The organism is Nocardia sp. NPDC049935, from assembly GCF_055586645.1.
In genome coordinates this window covers 86,415-103,018 of the sequence record NZ_JBVJHV010000001.1, presented here as the reverse complement: position 1 = coordinate 103,018, position 16,604 = coordinate 86,415, and the positions used below count along the sequence as shown (strand labels likewise).

Annotated in this window: 16 protein-coding genes; 11 read left to right on the top strand and 5 right to left on the bottom strand. The window is 70.0% G+C overall.

The window, feature by feature from the left end:
* The first annotated feature begins 151 nt into the window (after positions 1 to 151).
* Both ACZ6SF_RS00495 and ACZ6SF_RS00490 read left to right on the top strand, forming a co-directional pair.
* Positions 152 to 718: a hypothetical protein gene (locus ACZ6SF_RS00495; RefSeq protein WP_466059386.1), complete on the top strand. Its 567-nt coding sequence runs from the start codon at positions 152 to 154 to the stop codon at positions 716 to 718.
* Complete coding sequence (locus ACZ6SF_RS00490; RefSeq protein ID WP_466059385.1) at positions 715 to 1,146, top strand: ferritin-like domain-containing protein; 432 nt, start codon at positions 715 to 717, stop codon at positions 1,144 to 1,146. The genes ACZ6SF_RS00495 and ACZ6SF_RS00490 overlap by 4 nt, the downstream gene beginning before the upstream one ends.
* Positions 1,147 to 1,171: 25 nt before the next feature.
* On the opposite strand, the gene ACZ6SF_RS00485 is transcribed toward ACZ6SF_RS00490, so the two are convergent.
* The 4 genes from ACZ6SF_RS00485 to ACZ6SF_RS00470 form a co-directional block, all read right to left on the bottom strand.
* Positions 1,172 to 2,155 (bottom strand): hypothetical protein, encoded by a 984-nt coding sequence (locus ACZ6SF_RS00485; RefSeq protein WP_466059383.1) that lies wholly within the window; start codon positions 2,153 to 2,155, stop codon positions 1,172 to 1,174.
* 202 nt (positions 2,156 to 2,357) lie between these two features.
* Complete coding sequence (locus tag ACZ6SF_RS00480) at positions 2,358 to 4,304, bottom strand: hypothetical protein (protein ID WP_466059381.1); 1,947 nt, start codon at positions 4,302 to 4,304, stop codon at positions 2,358 to 2,360.
* Positions 4,305 to 4,321: 17 nt separating this feature from the next.
* The gene (locus ACZ6SF_RS00475; protein WP_466059379.1) at positions 4,322 to 4,510 is read right to left on the bottom strand and encodes a hypothetical protein; all 189 of its coding nucleotides are present in this window, start codon (positions 4,508 to 4,510) and stop codon (positions 4,322 to 4,324) included.
* Positions 4,511 to 4,621: 111 nt separating this feature from the next.
* Positions 4,622 to 5,698 (bottom strand): NAD(P)H-dependent amine dehydrogenase family protein, encoded by a 1,077-nt coding sequence (locus ACZ6SF_RS00470; protein ID WP_466059377.1) that lies wholly within the window; start codon positions 5,696 to 5,698, stop codon positions 4,622 to 4,624.
* Positions 5,699 to 5,819: 121 nt separating this feature from the next.
* Between ACZ6SF_RS00470 and ACZ6SF_RS00465 the strand changes: the two genes are divergently transcribed.
* Together ACZ6SF_RS00465 and ACZ6SF_RS00460 are read left to right on the top strand one after the other, a co-directional pair.
* Entirely contained in the window at positions 5,820 to 6,554 is a 735-nt protein-coding gene (locus tag ACZ6SF_RS00465; protein WP_466059375.1) for a glucose 1-dehydrogenase, read from the top strand.
* A gap of 402 nt (positions 6,555 to 6,956) precedes the next feature.
* Positions 6,957 to 7,541, top strand: a complete 585-nt coding sequence (locus ACZ6SF_RS00460; protein WP_466059374.1) for a TetR/AcrR family transcriptional regulator — start codon at positions 6,957 to 6,959, stop codon at positions 7,539 to 7,541.
* 122 nt (positions 7,542 to 7,663) lie between these two features.
* Here ACZ6SF_RS00460 and ACZ6SF_RS00455 read toward each other — a convergent pair whose 3' ends face one another.
* Positions 7,664 to 9,421 carry a proline--tRNA ligase gene (locus ACZ6SF_RS00455; protein ID WP_466059372.1) on the bottom strand — a complete coding sequence of 586 codons (1,758 nt, stop codon included), beginning with the start codon at positions 9,419 to 9,421 and terminating at the stop codon, positions 7,664 to 7,666.
* Between the two features lie 364 nt (positions 9,422 to 9,785).
* On the opposite strand from ACZ6SF_RS00455, the gene ehuB reads away from it, so the two are divergent.
* The 7 genes from ehuB to ACZ6SF_RS00420 all read left to right on the top strand — a co-directional run bounded on the left by ehuB (position 9,786) and on the right by ACZ6SF_RS00420 (position 16,599).
* The gene (ehuB, locus tag ACZ6SF_RS00450) at positions 9,786 to 10,670 is read left to right on the top strand and encodes an ectoine/hydroxyectoine ABC transporter substrate-binding protein EhuB (protein ID WP_466059370.1); all 885 of its coding nucleotides are present in this window, start codon (positions 9,786 to 9,788) and stop codon (positions 10,668 to 10,670) included.
* A gap of 73 nt (positions 10,671 to 10,743) precedes the next feature.
* On the top strand, positions 10,744 to 11,490 hold the full coding sequence (gene ehuC / locus ACZ6SF_RS00445; RefSeq protein ID WP_466059368.1) for an ectoine/hydroxyectoine ABC transporter permease subunit EhuC: 747 nt from the start codon (positions 10,744 to 10,746) through the stop codon (positions 11,488 to 11,490).
* Positions 11,491 to 11,554: 64 nt separating this feature from the next.
* Positions 11,555 to 12,202, top strand: coding sequence for an ectoine/hydroxyectoine ABC transporter permease subunit EhuD (gene ehuD / locus ACZ6SF_RS00440; protein ID WP_466059366.1), 648 nt, complete (start codon positions 11,555 to 11,557; stop codon positions 12,200 to 12,202).
* A 49-nt stretch (positions 12,203 to 12,251) separates the two neighbouring features.
* Positions 12,252 to 13,007 carry an ectoine/hydroxyectoine ABC transporter ATP-binding protein EhuA gene (gene ehuA, locus ACZ6SF_RS00435; RefSeq protein WP_466061289.1) on the top strand — a complete coding sequence of 252 codons (756 nt, stop codon included), beginning with the start codon at positions 12,252 to 12,254 and terminating at the stop codon, positions 13,005 to 13,007.
* 35 nt (positions 13,008 to 13,042) lie between these two features.
* Positions 13,043 to 13,786, top strand: coding sequence for a peroxide stress protein YaaA (gene yaaA / locus ACZ6SF_RS00430; RefSeq protein ID WP_466059364.1), 744 nt, complete (start codon positions 13,043 to 13,045; stop codon positions 13,784 to 13,786).
* A gap of 53 nt (positions 13,787 to 13,839) precedes the next feature.
* Positions 13,840 to 15,111 carry a uroporphyrinogen-III C-methyltransferase gene (gene cobA, locus ACZ6SF_RS00425; RefSeq protein WP_466059363.1) on the top strand — a complete coding sequence of 424 codons (1,272 nt, stop codon included), beginning with the start codon at positions 13,840 to 13,842 and terminating at the stop codon, positions 15,109 to 15,111.
* Between the two features lie 6 nt (positions 15,112 to 15,117).
* A complete protein-coding gene (locus ACZ6SF_RS00420) occupies positions 15,118 to 16,599 on the top strand; it encodes an MFS transporter (RefSeq protein WP_466059361.1) in 1,482 nt (493 codons plus the stop codon).
* The last annotated feature ends 5 nt before the right edge of the window (positions 16,600 to 16,604 follow it).

Sequence of the window (16,604 nt, the reverse complement as noted above, 5' to 3'; positions counted from 1 at the left end):
TCCTGGTTCAGTTGTTACGCGGACGGAAATAATCGGTGCCGGTGACCAAGCCTAACGCGCGGCGAGGAGGTAAACGTCCAGCGGTCGGCGGTAAGTTCCCGCGAACGGTGCCCGTACCGGGGCGGGACCGGGAATCTGGCACGATGTCCCGGTGACCGAGCGCGTTACCCACCGGCCCGCGGCCGGGTGTTCCCGCGACCCCCTGCCCGACCGAGACATTTCCCGTCCCCACCGCCTGAACCGTCGTGCGGCGCTGCGCGTCGCGGGCGGCGGCGCGATGGGACTGCTGGCGATCCCCGCGCTCGCCGCCTGCGCCGAGGACCCGATCACCGAACCGGATGTCCTGGCCGCCCAGGAGTACTCGGCACGGTCGGATGCCGCGGCGGCCACCGCCGCGATCACCATCGACCCCGCGCGCGGGCCCGCCCTGACCACGATCGCCGCGGAACGCACGGCGCACGCCGACGCGCTGCGCACCGAGATCGACCGGGCCATCGGGGTCTACGGCGACGGCACCACACCGCTGGTGCAGACCCCCGCGCCCACGACCACCCCGGCCCCGGCCGCCCCGCCGAGTATCGACGCTCTACGCGATCAGCTCGGCTCGTCGCAGCGGGCGGCCGCGGACCTGGCCGTCACGCAGTCCGGCTACCGCGCGGGCCTGCTCGCCTCGATCAGCGCCGCGTGCGCGGTGCAGGTGGGGGTGCTGCTGGTATGAGCACCGAACGACAGGCGCTGACCGACGCCCTGACCGCCGAATACGCGGCGGTGTACGCCTACGGCGTGATCGCCGCCCACACCGGCCCCGAGCTGCGCCGGCTCGTTTCCCAGCACACCGCGGCGCATCGCGCCCGGCGGGACGCGACGGCCGACGCGCTCACCGCCTCCGGCGGTACCGCTCCGCCGCCGGAACCCGCCTACACCGCGCCGCTGGAGGTCACCGATTCCGATTCGGCCGCGCGCCTGGCCGTCATCGTCGAGACCGACGGCACGGTGGCGTGGCGCGCGGTGGTCGAGCGGGCCGAGCGGGAGGCCACCCGCCGGATCGCGGTCGACGCACTCACCGAGAGCGCGGGGCGGCGCGCGGCCTGGCAGTCCGTGCGCGGCACCCAGCCGGCCACCGTCGCGTTTCCGGGGCAGCCCTGACGCGAGCCGGAGCGGCCATGGGTCGTCAATCGGGCCGGCCCGCCCGTTCCTCGGCCCGTGGCCGCGGGAATACGGTGCCCTCCGGATTCCGCTCGGCACGTCCCCGCGACCAGGGCGCGCTGCCCCGTGGCGGCCGTTCCTGCGGGGTCAGCGAACCCAGCCCGCCCGGCATACCGGGGAGATAGGGCATACCGGAACCGGATGAGCCGGCACCGGCGTTCCACGGCGTAGAACCGGAGGGCTGCCCGGCGCTCGGGTCGGCGCCGGCGAGCATCTGACCGGCCGTCCACGGGGTCTGGCCGGCCACCGCGGACCCCGCGCTCGAATCGGACACCCGGGAGTCGGAGAGGTCCGGGTGCGGGGTATCGGGTGGCGGGGGTGGATCCGCCGGCAATCCTGGGCCGGGCGGGGGTGCCGGAGCCGCGGAAGAACCCGGCGGAGTCGTCGCCGGCGCGGCGGCCTCGGGCAACGGCGCGGCCGGGGTGCCGGCGGCCTCGGGCGACGGCGGGGCCGGGGATTCGGGGGTCGCCGGCGCGGGTCCGGGTTCATCGGGACCCGCACCCGTCGCCGCCGGCTTGTCCACTCCGCCTTCATGGGTGACTTCGGGTGGCGGCGCGGACGGGGGCGGATCGCCGGGCGCCGGACCGGTCGCGGACACCTCGGACCCGCCCGCGGAGGCCGGCTCCGGACCCGGAGGCGGGGCGGAGTCGGTCACCGGCTCGCGAGGAGCCCGGTCCCCGGAGCCCGGGTGATCGGCGCCGAGGGTTCCGGCGACATAGTCCGCCCGGGCATCGCCGCCGGTGCTCTCGATCCGGCGGGCGCCGTCGGCGTCGGATTCCACCAGCAGCGCGATCGTCTCGGCTCCCCCGGCCGCGCCCCGGACCTTGCGCCGCAACACTTCTCCGGCGCTCTCGCCGGCCACTCCCAGCCGGGCCGCGAGCTGTCCGGTCACCGAATCCACGGTCGCGCCCTCGGCGGGATACGCACCACCGGAATAGTCTTCGGACATCGGCACCGCCTCACCGTTCCCGCCGGGAGCACCGGCCGCCACACCCATCCATCACGCCGGATTCGGGGACCGGCACCGGCGCCGCGGCGGTCTCGTGGCGCGGACCCGGACACCACCTCGACACCGTGACAGGTAACCACCGCCGTCGCGCCCGGCGTATCACCGCATCTGGGAAGCGCCCTTCCGGGACGTCCGGGTCGCTTCAGTCGTGGGAGGCGACACCGACCGGACCGGTGCCGATACACGCCTGCAGACCCGGAGTGCGGTTGTCCACCAGCAACTCCGAACCGCTGCCGACGATCCGCGCGTACACCGTGTTCAGACCGGCCCGCAGCGGCACCGCGGCCTTGTGCCCGCTGTCGAAGCCGACCGCGATCTCCCCGTCCCGGTCGGCGAAGTAGTTGAGTTGCGCGGTCCATTCGTGGGCGATCATCGGACCGTCCAGCGCGAGGCGCACCGGCGTACCACCGGAGATCCGGTACCCGCAGCCGGGATCCGGCCCGGGCCGGATCCCGCGGTTCCACCAGACCCGCGCCTCGGCGAATCGGCCGGTGTCGGTGATCATCCGGAGATGGTCGGTCGCCTCGGCGAATGCCCCCGGCGGCGCCACCGGCGAGAGCACCCGGCTCGCCTCGTTGTCGGGATAGGCGGTGGGGTTCAGCACGGTCCACGGCACCTCCTGTGCCAGCAGGGGCGTGCCGTCCCAGTGTGCGAATTCCGCTGTCGCGTTCGTGAGATAGGTTCTCGTCGGATTCTCCGACCAGATCCGGGTGAACGACCAGGTCGACCACAGACTGCTGACCACGAACACCACCGCCACCACGGCCACGGAAACCGGCCCCCGCCCACGCCGCGCCGGGGCGTCGGCCACCGGCACGGCGCCCTCGCGCTCCGGCGGCCCCGCGCTCCCGGACCCCGACACCTCCTCCGCGTCCCGGCCCGTCGTGCCCGGGGCCGCGAAAGCGCGCAGTATCAGCGCTCCGGCCGCGGTGAGCACCACCGAGGCGTCGGCGAGGTAGCGCAGCGACATCATGAGTTCGTCGACCGTGTTCGGCCCGGCCCGCATCAGCACCACCGGGATCTGCACGGCGGGCAGATACACCGCCGCCGCCACCCACACCGGCCAGACCACACGGCGCGCGCGGACGGTGAGCACCACCGCCACCGCCAACAGCGCCCACGCCACCCACACGGTCAGGTCCGGCGCGACCGCCCACGGCGCCGAGGGGACCCAGCGCTCCCAGCCCCACGGTCCGCCGAGCAGGGCGGTCACGACTCCCGCCCAGGCCGCTCGCGGCAGCATGGAGGCGATATCGGCCGAACCGCCCTCCCCGTGGGTGAGGCCGACCACGGCGTAGTAGGTCACCGCCCAACCGGCCAGGACGACGCCCGCACCGGCCCACAGCACCGCCCCGCGCCGCAGCACCGCCCCGAATCCGGGGCCGCGCCCGTCCACGTACCGGCACAGCACGACGACGGCGAAGGCCACGAACGGCACCACCACCGCCTTCTCGAAGAACAGCAGGGCCACGGCCGAGACGAGGATTCCCGAGACCGCGTATCGGCGCGCACCGGTGCGATCCAGGCGCAGTGCGTCGGCGGCCACCCAGGCGAGAGCGAACTGCAGCGGCAGGGCATTGAGGGCCGCCGACCACCACGCGAAGGCGGGCAGGGTGAGCGGACCGAAGAGATAGAAGATCAGCGGGACGATCAGCGCCCGGCGTGGTCCCAGCAGCGTCAGCAACAACCGCAGAACCGCCAGTGACGCCGCCGCCTGCATGAGCAGCGTCACCGCCGCCGCCATCCCCCATTCCAGCGGCGCGACCGCGGTGACCAGCCAGGACACCGCGAAGGCCAGCGGCATGAAATGCCCGTCGTGCTCGTGCAGGAGCAGCTCCGGAGCGTACAGCGGCAGGGTCCCGGCGCGGCCGGCCAGTATCAGATCGTCCCAGTAGAAGTACCCGTTCGCGAGTACCAGCCCGCGGACGACGAGTTGCGCGGCGATCGCGGCCAGCGCGATCACGAGGACGGCGCGCCCCGGGTGATCCGCCCACCTGCGCGTCAGCTCACCGAGCCGGCCGGCACGCGCCGCGGACCCGGTTCCGGGGACAGACGTTCGTTCCGGTGTGACGGCCGGAGCGGTTCCCATGGCCGTCCACCCTACGGCTACCGTTCGGTATCGGCGGCCGCCGCCTCCTCGGTTCCGAGATCGAAATCGCTCAGGTCCACGGCATCGGTGCGTTCGTCCCCGATATCGAGCAACTGCGCGACGGCATCGGAGTCACCGTGCGCGGCGCGCTCGCGTAGTTCGGACAGGTTCGGCTCACGGTGGCCGGACCGGTCGGGCTCATACATTCAGCGCAACCTTCCCTGGTATCGGCGCCGAGCCGAGGCTCGGCCGCTCCGCCATCCGAGCTTAGGCGCGGCCTGCGACCGGCGCCGAATCCGCGGGCGGATGCGCCGCGGTCAGTCCGCGAGGGTGAGCCCGGGCCCGGTGTACATCGGCAGGTCAGCGGTGGTGCGGATACCGGGTTCGGCCGCGATCACGGCAGGTATGGCATTGACCACCCGGCCCACTCCGGCCAGGATCGCGGCGTAGTTGTGATCGCCGTTGCGGCTGGTGGGGCAGATATCCACGGCGTAGGACGGCTCCCCGGTGATCTCCACCCGGTAGGAGCCCCCGGCCTGCGCCGGTCGCGGCCAGTCGGGCCGCAGATCGTCGCGCAGGCGGGTGATGTGTTCCACCACGATCGCCGGCCGCCCGGCCACATGACCGGTGATCTCGAAGCGCAGCGCCGCCTGGCTGCCCTTGGGCACCTCCCCGACCGCGATCTCGAAGCTCTCCGGAGCCGGTTCACGTTCGCAGGTCTCGGTGATCTCGTCGATCTCGACCCCCAGCCCGGCCGCCAGCGCCCGCATCCCGGGCCCCCACGCGATCCCCAGGACGCCGGGCTGCAGCAGCATGGGCGTCTGGTCGAGCGGTAGCCCGAACCCCATCACATCGAACATGACGGTGGACCCGTCGTAGGTCGCGTAGTCGGCGATCTCCAGGCATCGCACCTGTTCGACGCGCTGACAGGTCGAGGCCAGGGCGAAGGGGATCAGATCGTTGACGAAGCCGGGATCGACACCGTTGACGAACAGGCTCGCGTTACCGGCCGTGGCGGCTGCCTCCACCCGGGCGAACAGTTTCGACGGCAGCGTCCCCCACGGGTACATGAGCAGGCCGGGCGCGGTGCCGACGACGTTCACCCCGGCCTCCAGGAAGCGCTGGATATCGCCCATCGCCTCCATCAGCCGGGTATCGCCCATCGCGCAGTACACGACGCAGTCCGGTTTCGTGGCCAGCAGCGCATCGAGATCGCCGACAGCGGTGATCCCGGTGGTGACGGAGAGCCCGGCCAGTTCACCGGCGTCCACGCCGACCTTCTCCGGGGTGGATACGCCCACCCCCACCAGTTCGAACCTGGGGTCGCCGATCAGCTGGGTCAGGGCGATCCGTCCGGCATTACCGGTGCCGACGAGGACGACGCGTTGGACCATGATTCTCCTAGGTAAAGGCCGGGAGCGGCGAAAACCCTGTTCCGCCGCCACCTTCCGGCACCGAGCACTCTTCCGGAACAGTGTCTAGAACGTGTTCCAGTTTCATGGTAGCGTCACCGCCATGGGACGTGTAGACGGCAAAGTTGCCCTCATCAGCGGCGGCGCGCGGGGCATGGGCGCCGCCGATGCGAAACTGCTGGTGGCCGAGGGCGCGAAAGTGGTCATCGGCGATGTGCTCCACGACGAGGGCAAGGCACTCGCCGATGAACTCGGCAGCGCCGCCCGCTACGTGCCGCTGGACGTGACCCAGCCCGACCAGTGGGAGGCCGCCGTCGCCACCGCCACCGGGGAGTTCGGGAAACTCGACGTCCTGGTGAACAACGCGGGCATCGTCAACGGCGCGCCGCTGCAGAAACTCTCGCTCGAGAAGTTCCGCGCCGTACTCGACGTCAACCTCGTCGGCACCTTCCTGGGTATGCGGGTGGCCGTCGAACCGATGATCGCCGCCGGCGGCGGGTCGATCATCAATGTCTCGTCGATCGAGGGCCTGCGGGGCGCCCCGTTCGCGCACGGCTACGTCGCCTCGAAATGGGGCGTGCGCGGCCTGGCGAAATCCGCCGCGCTGGAACTGGCCCCGCACGGAATCCGGGTGAACTCGGTCCATCCGGGCCTCATCCGCACGCCGATGACCGAGGGCATTCCCGACGATCTGGTGACCATTCCGATGGGCCGCCCCGCCGCGCCGGAAGAGGTGGCGACCTTCATCCTCTTCCTGGCCAGCGACGAATCGTCCTATTCCACCGGCAGCGAGTTCGTGGTCGACGGCGGTCTGGTCACCGGGGTGCCCCACAAGTAGTACATCCGAAGGGGTCGATCCCGCCCCACAGAAGCCCGGTCGCCGTACTCTCGGCGGCCGGGCTTCTTCCGGCTTCCGGACCGCCCCGCTCAGGCAGGGGCCGCGCCGACGGCGGCGGCACCCCCACACCGCCGGACACCCCCGGAAGTCCGTTCCACCGACCGCTCCGGCGCGCTTCCGCCCGCCCACCGCGGACCGCGGCGGGAACCGCTCCCGGCCGGCACTCCGTGCCGGATTCCGTTCGCCATGTGCACGCCCCGCGCGAAATCACGAACCCATTCCGGAACGACCCGGCCGAGGCGCTGTATCGGTCGTCGCATGATCCACCTCCACTACACAGACCTGTAAAGTACCTCACTCGCTAGAATAGGTACACAGGTCTGTGAATGCAAGGAGGTGCGGATGTCCGCCACCGCGTACGACGAGAACACGCTGACGCCCGCCGCTCAGCGCATCCTGGACACCGCGGCCGAGCTCTTCTACACGCGCGGTATCCACGCGGTCGGTGTGGATACGATCGCCGCCGAATCCGGGGTCACCAAACGGACCCTCTACGACCGTTTCGGCTCCAAGGACGGTCTACTGGTCACCTATCTGGAACGCCGCGATCAGCGCTGGCGCGCACTGATCGGCACCCGGCTCGCCGAACGCGCCGACCCGGCCGAACGAGTGCTGGTCCCGTTCGACGTCCTGCCCGAATGGCTACCGGACAGCAGCCGGGGATGCAGTTTCATCAATGCCTTCGCCGAACTCCCCGAACCCGACCATCCGGGCCGCAAGGTGATCGTCGCCGAAAAGCAGTGGCTGCTGGATCTGTTCGACGAACTGCTGACCGCGGCCGGAGTCGACGCGCACGAGAAGGTCGCGGTACAACTGCTGAGCCTGCACGAGGGTGCGATCGTCGCCTACTCCATCACCGGCGCGACCGAATCGCCCACCGCGGTCCGTGACGCGGCCCGGCAGCTGATCGAGGCAGCGCTGCCCTGACGCCCGCCGATCATTCCGCTCATCCGTGAACGGCCGGTGGTCGAGGCGAGGCCCGGAAGTCGCTACACCGGCGGCGGACCCGTTCCCGGCTGCCGAGGTGGACCGAGGCGAACCCGGGGGCGTCAGCCGCGAAGCCGCGCGACGACCTCCGATACCGCGTCGCCGGCCGGAATCTCCGTGGTCGCACCGCTGAACCGGTCCCGCAGTTCGACCGTGCCCTCGGCCCAGCCGCGGCCGATCACCAGTACATAGGGCATACCGAGCAGTTCGGCGTCCTTGAACTTGACGCCCGGCGAGGCGGTGCGGTCGTCGAAGAGCACATCCAGGCCCTGCGCGTGCAGGCCGGAGACCACCTGCTCGGCGCCCTCCCGCGCGGCGGCGTCCTTGTTCGCGATCACCACGTGCACGTCGTAGGGCGCGACCTCGGCGGGCCAGCGCAGACCCTTGTCGTCGTGCTGCTGCTCGGCGATCACCGCGACCATCCGGGAGACGCCGACACCGTAGGAGCCCATGACCAGGCGGACCGGTTTGCCGTTCTCGCCGAGTACGTCGACCTCGAAGGCATCGGTGTACTTGTAGCCGAGCTGGAAGATATGGCCGATCTCGATACCGCGCGCCGACACCAGGGTGCCGCGGCCGTCCGGCGAGGGATCGCCGTCGCGGACCTGCGCGGCCTCGATGGTGCCGTCGGGGGTGAAATCACGACCGGCGACCAGGCCGACCACATGTTTACCCGGGGCGTCGGCGCCGGTGATCCAGGCGGTTCCGGTGACCACCCGCGGGTCGGCCAGATAGCGGACGCCGTTGGCCTGCAGCCCCTTCGGGCCGATGTAGCCCTTCACCAGGAAGGGGTTGGCGGCGAAATCGGCGTCGGTGAGCAATTCGACCTCGGCGGGTTCCACCGAGGCACCCAGCCGTTTGTCGTCCACCTCACGGTCGCCGGGGACACCGATACCGACGATCTCGGTCTTGCCGTCGGGGTGACGCAGTTTGACCATCACGTTCTTCAGGGTGTCCGCCGCGGTGACCGGGCGGCCGTAGCGTTCGGCGATACCGGCCTCGTTCGCCCAGTCCACCAGGGTGGCGATGGTCGGGGTGTCGGGGGTGTCGTGGACGACGGCCTCCGGCTGTCCCTCGATCGGGAGGGGCTCGGGCGCCGGGGTCACCACCGCCTCGACGTTCGCCGCGTATCCGGATTCGAGGCAGCGGACGTAGGTGTCCTCACCGACCGGGCTGTCGGCCAGGAATTCCTCGGAAGCGCTACCGCCCATGGCGCCCGAGGTCGCCGCGACGATCACGTACTTCACACCGAGCCGGTCGAAAATTCGCTGGTAGGCCTCGCGGTGCGCGTTGTAGCTGGCCTTCAGGCCGTCCTCGTCGAGGTCGAAGGAATAGGAGTCCTTCATGATGAATTCGCGGCCCCGCAGAATGCCGGCCCGGGGCCGTTCCTCGTCGCGGTATTTGGCCTGGATCTGGTAGAGCGTGACCGGCAGGTCCTTGTAGGAGTTGTATTCGCCCTTCACGGTGAGCGCGAACAGTTCCTCGTGGGTGGGGCCGAGGAGATAGTCCGCGCCCTTGCGGTCCTGCAGCCGGAACAGGGCATCGCCGTATTCGGTCCAGCGGTTGGTGGCCTCGTACGGATCACGCGGCAGCAGCGCGGGTAGCGAGATCTCCTGCGCGCCGATGGCGTTCATCTCCTCGCGCACCACCTCCTCCACCTTGTGCAGCACCCGCAGGCCCAGCGGCAGCCACGAGTACACACCCGGCGCGATACGGCGCACATAGCCGGCGCGCACCAGCAGCTTGTGGCTGGGCACCTCGGCGTCGGCGGGATCGTCGCGCAACGTACGGAGGAAAAGTCGGGACAGGCGGGTGATCACGGTTGCTCAGCGTAGCCCCTGCCGGGTCGCGGTCGCCATCGCGTTCCCGGCAACACGCCCGGCGGGGTGTCGGCACCGGTCGGAGGCGTTTTCCGGCCGGTCCGGGAAGCGGCACGGCGCCTGCCGCCAATAACAGAACAAACACGTAATCATAACAATCTTATCAATGTATTTTGAACTTCTGTTTGCGAATTCATTTCGGCGCCGATAGTCGCACCGTGGCGCCGATACAGTCGGCTCACCGGGATTCTCCGATATCCCGGGCAAACTGAAAAAGGATGCTGACCTGCGTGTATAGATGAGGAATCGCTCGGGACAGGTGCCCGGCACTCGAGTCAGCGCCCTCGTGGAAAGGTCGGCCGTGGTGGGAACCAAGAAATCAAGGGCGCGCAGTACAGCATTGTTCGCGGGAGCCGTGCTGGTCGCGGCGACGCTGGCCGGATGCACCAAGACCGATACGACCCCCAGCGGCGAACTCCTGCAGTCCTTGAAGGACAAGGGGACCGTCACCGTCGGATTCGCGGGCGAGGCGCCCTACTCGTTCGAGGAGAACGGTCAGCTCACCGGTGCGACGGTGGCACTGCACCGGGAGATCTTCCGCAATCTCGGCATCCAGACGGTCGAAGGCGTCCAGACCGATTTCGGCGCCCTGATCCCGGGCCTGCAGGCGCAGCGGTTCGACGCGGTGAGCGCCGGGATGTCGATCCTGCCGCAGCGCTGCGAACAGGCGGCGTTCAGCGAACCGGAGTTCATGTACACCACGGCGCTGATGGTGAAGAAGGGCAACCCGCTCGGCCTCACCGATATGCAGTCCATCAAGGACAAGGGCGCGAAGATGGCGTCCATGACCGGCGCGATCGAATCCGACTACGCGCAATCCCTCGGTATCCAGGCCACCCAGGTCGCGACCCCGCAGGACGGGATGGACGCGGTGACCTCCGGCCGTTCCGATGTCTTCGCGCTCACCGCGATCTCGCTGAACTGGCTGGCCGATCACAACCCCGACGCCGGGGTGGAGGTCACCAAATCGTTCGTCGCCGAGATCGACGGCAAACCGCAGATCGGCGCGGGCGGCACGGTGTTCCGCACCGACGACAAGGATCTGCTCGACGCCTACAACGCGGAGCTGCGCAAGATCACCTCGGATAAGGACAAGTACCTGTCGATCGTGGGTGACTACGGCTTCACCGAAGAGGAACTGCCCGATCCGAACCTGACCACCGCCAAGCTGTGCGCAGGCGATATCTGATCGTGCCGGAACACAATTCGACAGCGGCGGATCTCCTTCCCGGTCCGACCGGACCGGTGGGGAGACGCCGCCGGTGAGTAATCTCGACGCCCTCACCGACGCGCTGCCCCGGATCCGCGACGGAATCCTGGTCACCCTCGAACTCACCGCCGGCGGGGCGCTGCTGGCCTTCGCGCTCGCGCTGGCGCTGGGTACGACGGCCCGGGCGCACAGCCTCGCGGTCCGCGGGCCCGCCCGGGTGCTGATCGAATTCTTCCGGGGGACCTCACTGCTGGTGCAGATCTTCTGGTTGTTCTATGTGCTGCCACTGCTGGGCTATCAACTCGATCCGGTGTTCTGCGGCATCCTGGCGCTCGGGCTGAACTACGGCGCCTACGGCGCGGAAGTGGTCCGGGGCGCGCTGAACTCGGTACCGCGCGCCCAGACCGAAGCCGCCGTGGCACTGGGATTCAGTTCGTGGCAGCGGCTGCGCCGGGTGCTGTTCCCGCAGGCCTGGGCCCTGATGCTGCCGCCGCTGGCGAATCTGCTGGTCCATCTGCTCAAAGGCACCGCGCTCGCCTCCTACATCACGCTGCAGGACCTGACCTTCGAGATCGGGAAGCTGCGGCAGAGCACCGGCGACACACTGTTCGCCTTCGGTATCGGGCTGCTGATCTACTTCGTGATCGCCTATCTGCTGACGCTCGGGATGAACCTGCTCGAAGCGCGCGCCAAGCACAAACTGGGACGCGGCCCCTCGATGCGCGAAGTGTTGCGACTGGCACCGGATAAATCGCTGGATACGGTGGCCGCGCCCGACCGGCGGAAGGTGGCGCCATGATGCGATACCTCCGGCTACGCTCCGGCCTCCGCGGACGGCATGCACCGGCACCGAAGGAGGCACCATGAGTGTGGAATGGAGCTGGGAGCGGGCCGCGGAGGCACTGCCCGTGCTCTGGGACGGTTTCCGGATCACGCTGCTCGCGACGGTGCTCGGATTCGCGATCGCGGCGGCGCTGGGATTGCTGGTGGCGATAGTCCGGCGGTCGGCGCCGCGCTGGATCGCCGCACCGGTGCACGGGGTGAGCGAGTTCATCCGGTTCACTCCGCTGGTGGTGCAGTTGCTGTTCGCCTACAGCCTGCTGCCGCAGTTCTCGGCCCTGCAGATCGGAGTCGTGGTACTCGGCATCCACTACGCCGGATATCTGGCCGAGGTGTACCGGGCCGGTATCGAATCGGTGCCGCCCGGCCAATGGGAGGCGGCCCGCGCGCTCTCGCTGCCCCCGGCCCGCACCTGGCGGGCGGTGATCCTGCCGCAGGCGATCCGGGCGAGCCTGCCCGCGCTGGGCACCAACGCGGTGTCGATGTTCAAGGACACCCCGTTCCTGTTCGCCATCACCGTGGTCGAACTGGTCACCGCCGCGCAGCAGTTCGGCGCCCGGCACTACGCGTATCTCGAGGCGATGACGCTGGCCGGCGTGTTCTTCCTGGTGGCCAGCTATCCGACCTCGGTGCTGATCAGAAGACTGGAGAAGCGACTTGCCTACTACTGACCCGGTCCCGGGCGAACCGGCCGGCGAGACCACCGGCGATGCCGCACCGATGATCGAATTCGACGGCGTGGTCAAACGCTTCGGCGATCTGGTGGTGCTCGACGATCTCGACTTCACGGTCCGGCGCGGCGAGAAGGTGACGCTGATCGGGCCGTCGGGGTCCGGGAAGACGACCATCCTGCGGCTGCTGATGACCCTGGAATCCGTCAGCGGCGGCACCATCCGGGTCGACGGTGAGCTGCTCACGCACGAACAGCGCGGCGCGAAACTGGTGCCCGCGCGGGAGAAACATCTGCGTGAGGTGCGCAAACAGGTCGGAATGGTATTCCAGCAGTTCAATCTGTTCCCGAATATGAACGTGCTGGAGAACATCACCGAGGCCCCGATCCATGTCCTGGGGAAATCCCGGGACGAGGCGAACCGGCGCGCCCTGGACCTGCTGGAGATGGTCGGCCTCTCGGACAAGGCGAAAGCCCATCCCTCCCAGCTGTCGGGCGGCCAGCAGCAGCGGGTGGCGATCGCGCGCTGCTGCGCCATGGATCCGAAGGTCATGCTGCTCGACGAGGTGACCTCCGCGCTGGACCCGGAACTGGTCGGCGGGGTGCTCGATGTGCTGCGCGAACTCGCGGAGACGACCGATATCACCATGCTCATCGTGACCCACGAGATGGGTTTCGCCCGCGATGTCTCCGACCGGGTGCTGATGTTCGACCACGGCCGGATCCTGGAGGAGGGCCCGCCCGAGCAGATCTTCACCGCGCCCGAACACGAGCGCACCCGGACCTTCCTCGACGCGGTCCGCTGACCCGGGCGGCCCGCGGCCCGGTAGCGTAACCGCTCGTGCTGGTGCTGTTACCTCCCTCCGAGACCAAATCCGACGGCGGTACCGGCGGCCCGCTCGATCTGGGGGCGCTGGCGTTCGGCTCGCTCACCGAGATCCGGGACGGGCTGGTGGACGATCTGACGAAGCTGTCGGCGGATCCGGCCGCCGCACGGGCGGCGCTCGGGCTGGGCAAGAACGCCGAACCGGAACTGGCGCGCAATGCCGCGCTGCGCACCGCGCCCACGCGGCCCGCGCTGCAGCGCTACACCGGAGTGCTCTACGACGCCCTCGACGCCGCCTCCTTCACGCGGGCGCAGCGCGCGAAGGCGGACGCGCGGCTGGCCATCGGATCGGCGCTGTTCGGCGTGGTCCGGGCCGCTGACCCCATTCCCGCGTACCGGCTGTCGGGCGGCTCGAAACTTCCCGGCCGCCCCACCCTGGCCGCCGTCTGGCGCGACCGGCTGATCCCGGCACTGTGTGAGGCCACCGCCGGTGACCTGGTGGTGGATCTGCGGTCGGGGACCTATCAGCAACTCGGCCGGATCCCGGGCGCGATCACCGCGACCGTGCTCACCGAACACGAGGACGGTTCACGGACCGTGGTGAGCCATTTCAACAAACATCACAAAGGATTGCTGGCCCGCGCCCTGGTGCTGACCCGGGCCGAACCGGGTGACGTGCGTGCCCTGGCGCGGGTCGCCGGGAAGTCGGGCCTGCGGGTGGAAGTGGCGTCCGACACCGAATTGATCGTGCTGACCTGACACCGGCGGGCGGGTGGGCTCGGCGCCTCACCCGGAACGTAGGCTCCAGCCTTGTGCCGAACACGTCAGCCGATACCGACAACCTCGCCGCCGGGGATTCGAACTACCTGGTGGGACTCGACCTGAACGGACGACGGGTCGTCGTCGTCGGGGGCGGCAGCGTGGCGCAGCGCCGCCTGGGCCTGCTCATCGCCTCGGGCGCCGAGGTGACGGTGATCGCCCGGGAGGCCACCCCCGCGGTCGAGGGGATGGCCACGGGCGGGCAGATCTCGCTGGTCCTGCGGGATTACACCGACGGGGACCTCGACGCGGCCTGGTACGCGATCGCCTGCACCGATGAACCGGAGACCAACGCCGCCGTGGTCGCGGAGGCCACCCGGCGGCGGATCTTCTGTGTCCGCGCCGATCACGCCCAATCCGGAACCGCGGTCACTCCGGCCACCGCGCGCTACGACGGGATGAGCCTCGGCGTCCTGGCCGGTGGACGGCACCGGCGGTCCGCCGCCGTCCGCACCGCGCTGCTGGAGGCGTTGCAGTCGGGCGTGGTCACCGACGACGCGACCCCGATGACACCGGGTGTGGCGCTGGTCGGTGGCGGGCCGGGCGACCCGGACCTGATCACCGTGCGCGGTCGGCGGCTGCTGGCCCGCGCCGATCTGGTCGTCGCCGATCGGCTGGCGCCGCCGGAGCTGCTGGCCGAACTCGGGCCCGATGTGGAGGTCGTGGACGCGGCCAAGATCCCGTACGGCCGCGCCATGGCGCAGGAAGCGATCAACGAGGCGCTGGTCGCCGGTGCGCGGGCGGGTAAGTTCGTGGTCCGGCTCAAGGGTGGCGACCCTTACGTCTTCGGCCGGGGTTACGAGGAACTCGAAGCCTGCGTGGACGCCGGGGTTCCGGTGACGGTCGTGCCCGGTATCACCAGCCCCATCTCGGTTCCGGCGGCGGCGGGAATTCCGGTCACCCATCGCGGGGTGACCCATGAATTCGTGGTGGTGAGCGGGCATATCCCCCCGGATCACCCGGATTCGCTGGTCGACTGGCCCGCGCTGGCGAAACTGCGCGGCACCCTGGTGCTGATGATGGCGGTGGAACGGATCGAGCAGTTCGCGACGGCGCTGCGCGACGGCGGCCGGCCCGCCGAAACCCCCGCCACGGTGATCCAGGAGGGAACCCTGCGTGGCCAGCGGGTCGTCCGCGCGACCCTGGCCGATGTGGCCGAGCGGGTGCGCGCCGAGGGCATCCGGCCGCCGGCGATCGTAGTGATCGGCCCCACAGCGGGGTTCACCGCCGCCCCCGTGACAGCGGGCGACGGTCGGTTACAGTGACCCACTGTGCTCGATAACCCACCAGCCGTGCAGTATCCAGTGACGAAGCGGGCCTTCGGCCTGGCCATCCTCGTGCTGAGTGGATTACAGCTGATGGTGGTGCTGGACGGCACCGTGGTCATCCTGGCGCTGCCCCGGTTGCAGGAGGAGATGGGCCTGTCCAGTTCGGGCAGCGCCTGGACCATCACCGCCTACGGGCTGCCCTTCGCGGGCCTCATGCTGCTCGGTGGCCGTATCGGGGATTCCTTCGGGCGCCGCCGCATGTTCGTGCTCGGCGTCGGATTGTTCACGCTGGCCTCGCTGCTGTGCGGGCTGGCGCAGGGCGAGCAGATGCTCGTCGCCGCCCGGGCCTTCCAGGGCACCGGCGCCGCGCTCGCCGCCCCCACCGCGTTCGCACTGGTCGCCAGCACCTTCGCCCCGGGCAAAGTCCGTAACCAGGCCTTCGCGATCTTCGGTTCGATGGTCGCGCTGGGCTCGGTGGGCGGGCTGGTGATCGGCGGCGCGCTCACCGAAGCCAGCTGGCGATGGATCTTCCTGATCAATGTGCCCATCGGCATCCTGATCGTCGCCGGCGCGCTGTTCGCGCTGCGCGATACCGACCATCACCGGCTCACCCTGGATGTACGCGGCGCGTTCCTCGGCACCCTGGCCTGCGCCCTGATCGTCTGGGGCGCCACCGAGGGACCGGAACTGGGCTGGAGCAGCCCGCTGGTCTACGGCACCCTGATCGCGGGCGCGATCCTGCTGCCGGTGTTCGTGCTGTCCGAACGCTATGTGGACAATCCCCTGCTGCCGTGGTCACTGTTCGACAGCCGCGACCGCGTGGCCACCTTCGTGGTGATCCTGCTCGCCAGTGGCGTCCTGGGCGCCACCACCTATTTCGCGGGCCTCTTCGTCCAGAACGTGGTGGGTTACAGCCCGCTGGTCGCCGGGGTGTCGTTCATCCCGTTCACCGTCGGCGTCGGGGTGGGCAGCGCGATCACCACCCGGCTCGCCCTGCATATCGCCCCTCGGGGGCTGCTGGTGGGCGCCGCCGTGGTGCTGGTGGCGGGCCTGGGCTACGGCTCCACACTCGATGCCGACGTCGGCTACTGGACCACGCTGCTGCCGCTGTTCCTGGTGATCGGTTTCGGTATCGGTATCGCCATGGTGCTGATCCCGCTGTGCGTGCTGGTCGGGGTGCCGCCGGACGAGATCGGCCCGCTGTCGGCGATCGGCCAGATGTTCCTGAACCTGGGCACCCCCATCGCGATCGGCGTACTCACTCCGCTGGCGGCCTCACGCACCCTCTCCGAGGGCGGTACGAACCGCAAACCCGCGGAGATGACGGCGGCCGAGATCACCGCGCTCGGCGACGGGTACACGCTCGCCCTGCTGGTGGCGGCCGGAGGCGCGCTGCTGGTGGGCCTGATCGCGCTCACCCTGCGCTATACCGCCCAGGAGGTGGCCCGGGCCCAGCACGCGCAGGACGAGGCCCAGGCCGCCTGACGGAG

Bases quoted from the DNA above. Each gene is read 5' to 3' on its own strand.
- ACZ6SF_RS00485 (WP_466059383.1), bottom strand. From the start codon at position 2,155: ATGTCCGAAGACTATTCCGGTGGTGCGTATCCCGCCGAGGGCGCGACC.
- ACZ6SF_RS00480 (WP_466059381.1), bottom strand. From the start codon at position 4,304: ATGGGAACCGCTCCGGCCGTCACACCGGAACGAACGTCTGTCCCCGGA.
- ACZ6SF_RS00475 (WP_466059379.1), bottom strand. From the start codon at position 4,510: ATGTATGAGCCCGACCGGTCCGGCCACCGTGAGCCGAACCTGTCCGAA.
- ehuD (WP_466059366.1), top strand. From the start codon at position 11,555: ATGAGTGTGGAATGGAGCTGGGAGCGGGCCGCGGAGGCACTGCCCGTG.
- ACZ6SF_RS00460 (WP_466059374.1), top strand. From the start codon at position 6,957: ATGTCCGCCACCGCGTACGACGAGAACACGCTGACGCCCGCCGCTCAG.
- ACZ6SF_RS00490 (WP_466059385.1), top strand. From the start codon at position 715: ATGAGCACCGAACGACAGGCGCTGACCGACGCCCTGACCGCCGAATAC.
- ehuA (WP_466061289.1), top strand. From the start codon at position 12,252: ATGATCGAATTCGACGGCGTGGTCAAACGCTTCGGCGATCTGGTGGTG.
- ACZ6SF_RS00465 (WP_466059375.1), top strand. From the start codon at position 5,820: ATGGGACGTGTAGACGGCAAAGTTGCCCTCATCAGCGGCGGCGCGCGG.
- ACZ6SF_RS00470 (WP_466059377.1), bottom strand. From the start codon at position 5,698: ATGGTCCAACGCGTCGTCCTCGTCGGCACCGGTAATGCCGGACGGATC.